We start from the raw sequence: 4,561 nt of genomic DNA, 5'->3' as shown, positions 1-4,561 counted from the left end.
TTGTTAGCCGAAGCGATAATTAAAACCTCACTAGTACGTTCTTGCATCCAGGTCAAAAGCATACCAGCGAGGCGTTTGGATAAATCATCATCCCCGGCGAATCCCTTATCAAAATCATCGAGGTATAAGATTACACGGTTGATTCGGTCTACCAGTGCGAGTAAGTTCTTTAGCTTGTACTCAGCCAAATTACCGTAACTGCGGAAACTCCCCCACTCCAAAATAATCAGAGGTAGCCCCAATTGTGCAGAACTTGCTTTAGCCGAGTAAGATTTTCCTGTTCCGGGTGGGCCGATTAGTAAAATCCCCTTGGGTAAACGAAGATTGTAAGCTTTAGCCAATGAGGATAGAAGGCGCTTATAAGTTTTAAACGCTTGCTGGATCAGTTCTAAACCACCAATGGGTGTGCTTGGAGGTTGAAGGAACTGAATGTTATAAATTCGCTTAAACAGTTCGATTTTGTAAGCGGACAGTTGAGACACTAACTTATCCGGTTTAGTTTCACCAGGAGCGCTTGCCTGTCTAATTCCATAGTCAATGTCTGCCAAGTACATGCCTAAGCCGGCGTTCGCTGTCGCATAAATATCGCTGCGGCTGTAATCAGGTAATACTTGGGATAAATAACTGCTTATTTCCTCTATAGCTGGCAGTTGTTGAATGACTGTCGCAACTTCGGGGGCAATGTCAGATGACACGGTGGCGTTTGACCCTAAGAGAATCGCTGCTTTGTTAGCATTGCAATTGTACAGCTTCAGGTTAATGAGGGCAGACTTAATCCACTCGGAAGTCAGAAAGAAATCGGGGTCAGTGGTAGACTCTCCCAGCCAGGGGAATATACCTTCTAGTATGAGAATCCCTTGTAAATCAGTAGTTTTCCAGAATCGGAGAATTTCAAAGTAATGTTCGCGTCGATTCTTTGCGATCGCTTGATACTGGTCAACTCTTTGTAAACTTAATCCCTCCTCATTAGTAGATAACTGGTGTAGCGCATCATCCTCCAGCGTCCACAGGTAACAGTTAATGTTGTATTGCTGGCATTCACTGGCGAGATTTGTCAAAAGTTTGAGTCTTTCTTGTAATGGAGACTCGACAGCAATCAGCTTATTGTTAAGTTTGATTAGAGAGAATATTTGCTTTGTTAACTCATTATTCATTAGGGCTTTAGTTAAATTTCACCCCAATATTATTGATAGCTAAAACTCTTTACTAGCTACTTTAGTACTGAAAAAATCGGTACTAGAGTAGCTTGACTTTTTTGCAACTATAGCTCTAATTCCTCGTGTTTTTGTTGTGAGTGCCGTTGTTGCAATTGATGGGAGAAATTGATTAACTGCGTATTCCAATCCCGACTTTCGCACTTGAGTTGAGTCGAGTGTGGCAGTAGTTCTTTAACAGCCCGTGCCGCAGTTGATTGAGTAAAAGCTACTTGTACATGAGTCACATTACGTAATCTTTCAACAGGTAAATTTGAAGTGTCATCTACTGCCATGTAAACTGTTCTGTTTTCTGGTATTCCTTTAAAGAGATATTCCAACATGGCTACTGAAATGGTATCAATGGGAGAGTCAGACAGTACAGCAGTGCTAGTTTTATCACTAGGCTTTTTCCCCAAAGTAAAGTAAAACCAGCTATTACGGCGAACAGTACCTAACTCATAACCAGAGAATTTATTGGTTGTACCTTCTAAGAAAGCCCCTTTGCTATTCCCTTCCAAGTCCCGCATCACAAACACTACATTTGCTTTTGAGTCGGCATAAACTAGACCCTGGTTATGTAACATTTGTACGCAATCAGAAGGTATGCCTCGTTTCTGGGTTAGGTAATGTTCAACGCCTGACCAGTTAGCTTTATCCTCAACGGGTGGGGTGAATTGGGATGCTGGTTGAGTTTGGATAATAAGAGCCGCAACTTTTTGAGCATGAGCGCTCGCTGCACGTTTTGCGCCGACTTCACCAAATCGCTCCCCGATCCATGCGATCGCTTGGGCTTGGTTGCATTGATTAACATGCTTGACTAAATCAATAGCACTATTACCCCCTAACGAAGAGCCATTGGCAAAGTCAGTAAATTGAGAGGCATCTATATTAATGATGTGGTTTCCTCCTACCCATTCATTCCCTTTACACCACAGCCCCAACTCAATAGCAACATCATCTAAAGCTAAATCAGTTGACCACTCGGTAAGCTTTTTTATTGATTGATTATCTTGTTCTAATTGTGCAATTCGTCGCCGTAACTGTTCATTTTCAAGTGAGAGAGCTTTGGCTGTAGCTTCCATTTCCTGTTTTCGCTGATTCGCCCTGTCTCGGTCGGCAGCTTTGGCCTTCAATTGCGCTGCACTTAGCTCATCAACTTCTAAGTCACGCCCCTCCTCCACAATCCGGTAAAAGTCCTTGATGTCCTGGTGCTTGGCTTTACTTCCCCTAATCCCACGCTCCAGCCCAATTAGGCGCATCGTGTTGTAGTAAGAATCCTGAAACTCATGAATTTTCTGCCGTCCGTCGAAGAAATGATTACAGCGCAATTGCCCCCGATCATCAATCGGCACAAAGTAAGCGTGAATGTGCGGGGTGGCTTCATCTAGGTGTAATTCTGCCCTGACAATGCATGAGCCATATTCATCAGCCAACCACTGGTGAGTCGCTTCTACCCAGTCATCCAACTTTTGTTGTTCATAGTACCCAGCATTAGTTGGGCAGTCGGGACGGAAATAACTAGGCGATGCACTCAACAGTAACTCTACACAGTAGACCGCATCAGTGCGAATCTTTCGCTTTTGTTCATGCTCGGCAATTTTGGCTAAGACTAAATCCTCTAGTCGTTCATCCAGGTCGAGGCTACCGATGAAGCGAATATTTTTTTGAGTGGGGTCAGCGTTTGGGGTTTCTCTCTCCCTTGCAGTGTGAGATGCACTCCCTGATATATTACCCCGCTTTAATTTTTTTAATCGCGCGATCGCGTAGCTCATGGCTTCACTTCTTGAATAAACTTGGTATCATTCTCAAGTAATGCTGATTTTTTGAAATTATCTAAATTTTGGCTACCCCTAAAATAGCTAAATTGCTCAAATGCGGAAATGGGTAAAAAACCGTAGTAAGTACGTACGACTATTTTATTATTTTTTCAGAGAATTGTTTCGACGGCTAATTGAGGTTATCTCAGGTTTAGTCTGGGCTTAGTCTAGGCTTAGTCTAAGAAATCTTAAATACAAATAGCTTTTAGTGTAAAACTTAGTCTAGGCTTAGTCTACGCTAAGTCTGCGCTTAGTCTACACTAAGTCTACACTAAGCCCCCAAAAATGTAGTTTAAGATACATTTTTCTCTTTGAGAATTAACTCAAAGCACAGATTTAGTAGGTAAAAAATTTAGTTTGAAAAAATAACTTTATTCGGCTAGACTGTACATAAGAAATTTCTGAATTTCGACTGTGCAAAGAAAATGGAACTACCTAACAACAGTTACAAAAGTGCAATGAATAATTGCATAAAAACTTTGCCCAGAGAAAAATATGGAACAAAAGGAACAAGTCTTTTTTACAATTAAGCGGACGATAGATACCCAAGAAGGGCGACTACTAAGTTATCTGCAAACAGAACCATTTGATTTAGGGACACTACCGGAAATAGTGATGTTGACCCTGAAACAACATTGGTCGCCTTTTGCCATGTCTGCTGATGGGGTAGATGGTGAGCCTTTAAGACAAAGGGCTATATGGGCAATTCAACAGTTGGAAGCACAAGCGGCTTTAATTCGGACGGTATTTATAGAACCATCAGTAGTGAAGACGGAGACTTCAAGGGGCGAAACTCAAGCTCAAGCTCAACAGGCGAATGGTGTAGAGTCGAGTCTACACCAGACCCAGACAGAAGAAGTCCAAGCGTTAGAGCATTGTGATGACGATGAGACTGATGACGATGAGGCTGATGACGATGAGACTGATCTCGAATGGATAGATATAAAACCGTCACTAGAAATGCAACAGATTAATAAACTGTTTGGTATTGGTTAACTAAAGTGTCCTGACTATACCAATAACCAGTTAATAATTGCTCTCAAGGGTGAATAACCCGCATTTCTCACAAGCTCCTTTGCGTTTGATGATGAGTAATAAGTAATGGGTAATAAGTAAAATTTTTAACTCATAACCTCTAACTCCTTACTCATAACTCCTTACTTACTACTCATTACTCCTCCATTCGAGGTGTGGTGAGAAATTTGTGAATAAGACTCTTCAGGCAATGTCTATTTTCTTTTGCGCTCGCACATAAATAGGAAAATGTATGAATACGCCCAACAAAGAGATAACCTCAACGATGCCAAAGATAGTAGCGTCGTTTGATTTAGGTGGCAGTCATAACCGAGGGATTGTTCAGATATACCCAGAAGGTGTGCCAATAGTGATAGCGATGAGTGCAGAAGTGGCAGATGTGAGCAGGGATTCAATAGCGCACTCATTTACACAGGTGCGGCTTGACTCGACTTGGGTAGGAATTGGGAATGAGTATTATGTATTAGGTGCTGTAGCTAAAGAGGCTTTTTTCGGTACACCAGCACTCAAAGA

3 protein-coding genes and 1 pseudogene are annotated in these 4,561 nt (G+C 42.0%); 2 read left to right on the top strand and 2 right to left on the bottom strand.

The window, feature by feature from the left end:
- Both H6G97_RS46095 and mobV read right to left on the bottom strand, forming a co-directional pair.
- Window positions 1–1,154 (bottom strand): ATP-binding protein (locus tag H6G97_RS46095; protein ID WP_190947100.1); only part of this gene is annotated, 1,154 nt, incomplete at its 3' end.
- Window positions 1,155–1,261: 107 nt separating this feature from the next.
- A complete protein-coding gene (gene mobV / locus H6G97_RS46090) occupies window positions 1,262–2,968 on the bottom strand; it encodes a MobV family relaxase (protein WP_190947099.1) in 1,707 nt (568 codons plus the stop codon).
- A 540-nt stretch (window positions 2,969–3,508) separates the two neighbouring features.
- Here mobV and H6G97_RS46085 point away from each other — a divergent pair.
- Both H6G97_RS46085 and H6G97_RS46080 read left to right on the top strand, forming a co-directional pair.
- The gene (locus H6G97_RS46085; protein WP_190947098.1) at window positions 3,509–4,009 is read left to right on the top strand and encodes a hypothetical protein; all 501 of its coding nucleotides are present in this window, start codon (window positions 3,509–3,511) and stop codon (window positions 4,007–4,009) included.
- 271 nt (window positions 4,010–4,280) lie between these two features.
- Window positions 4,281–4,561: pseudogene (locus H6G97_RS46080) on the top strand (hypothetical protein); the annotation flags it as partial.

Source organism: Nostoc flagelliforme FACHB-838 (assembly GCF_014698065.1).
Taxonomy (GTDB): Bacteria; Cyanobacteriota; Cyanobacteriia; order Cyanobacteriales; family Nostocaceae; genus Nostoc; species Nostoc flagelliforme_B.
The sequence above is the reverse complement of the archived record's forward strand: the minus strand, read 5'-3'. Positions and strand labels throughout refer to the sequence as shown.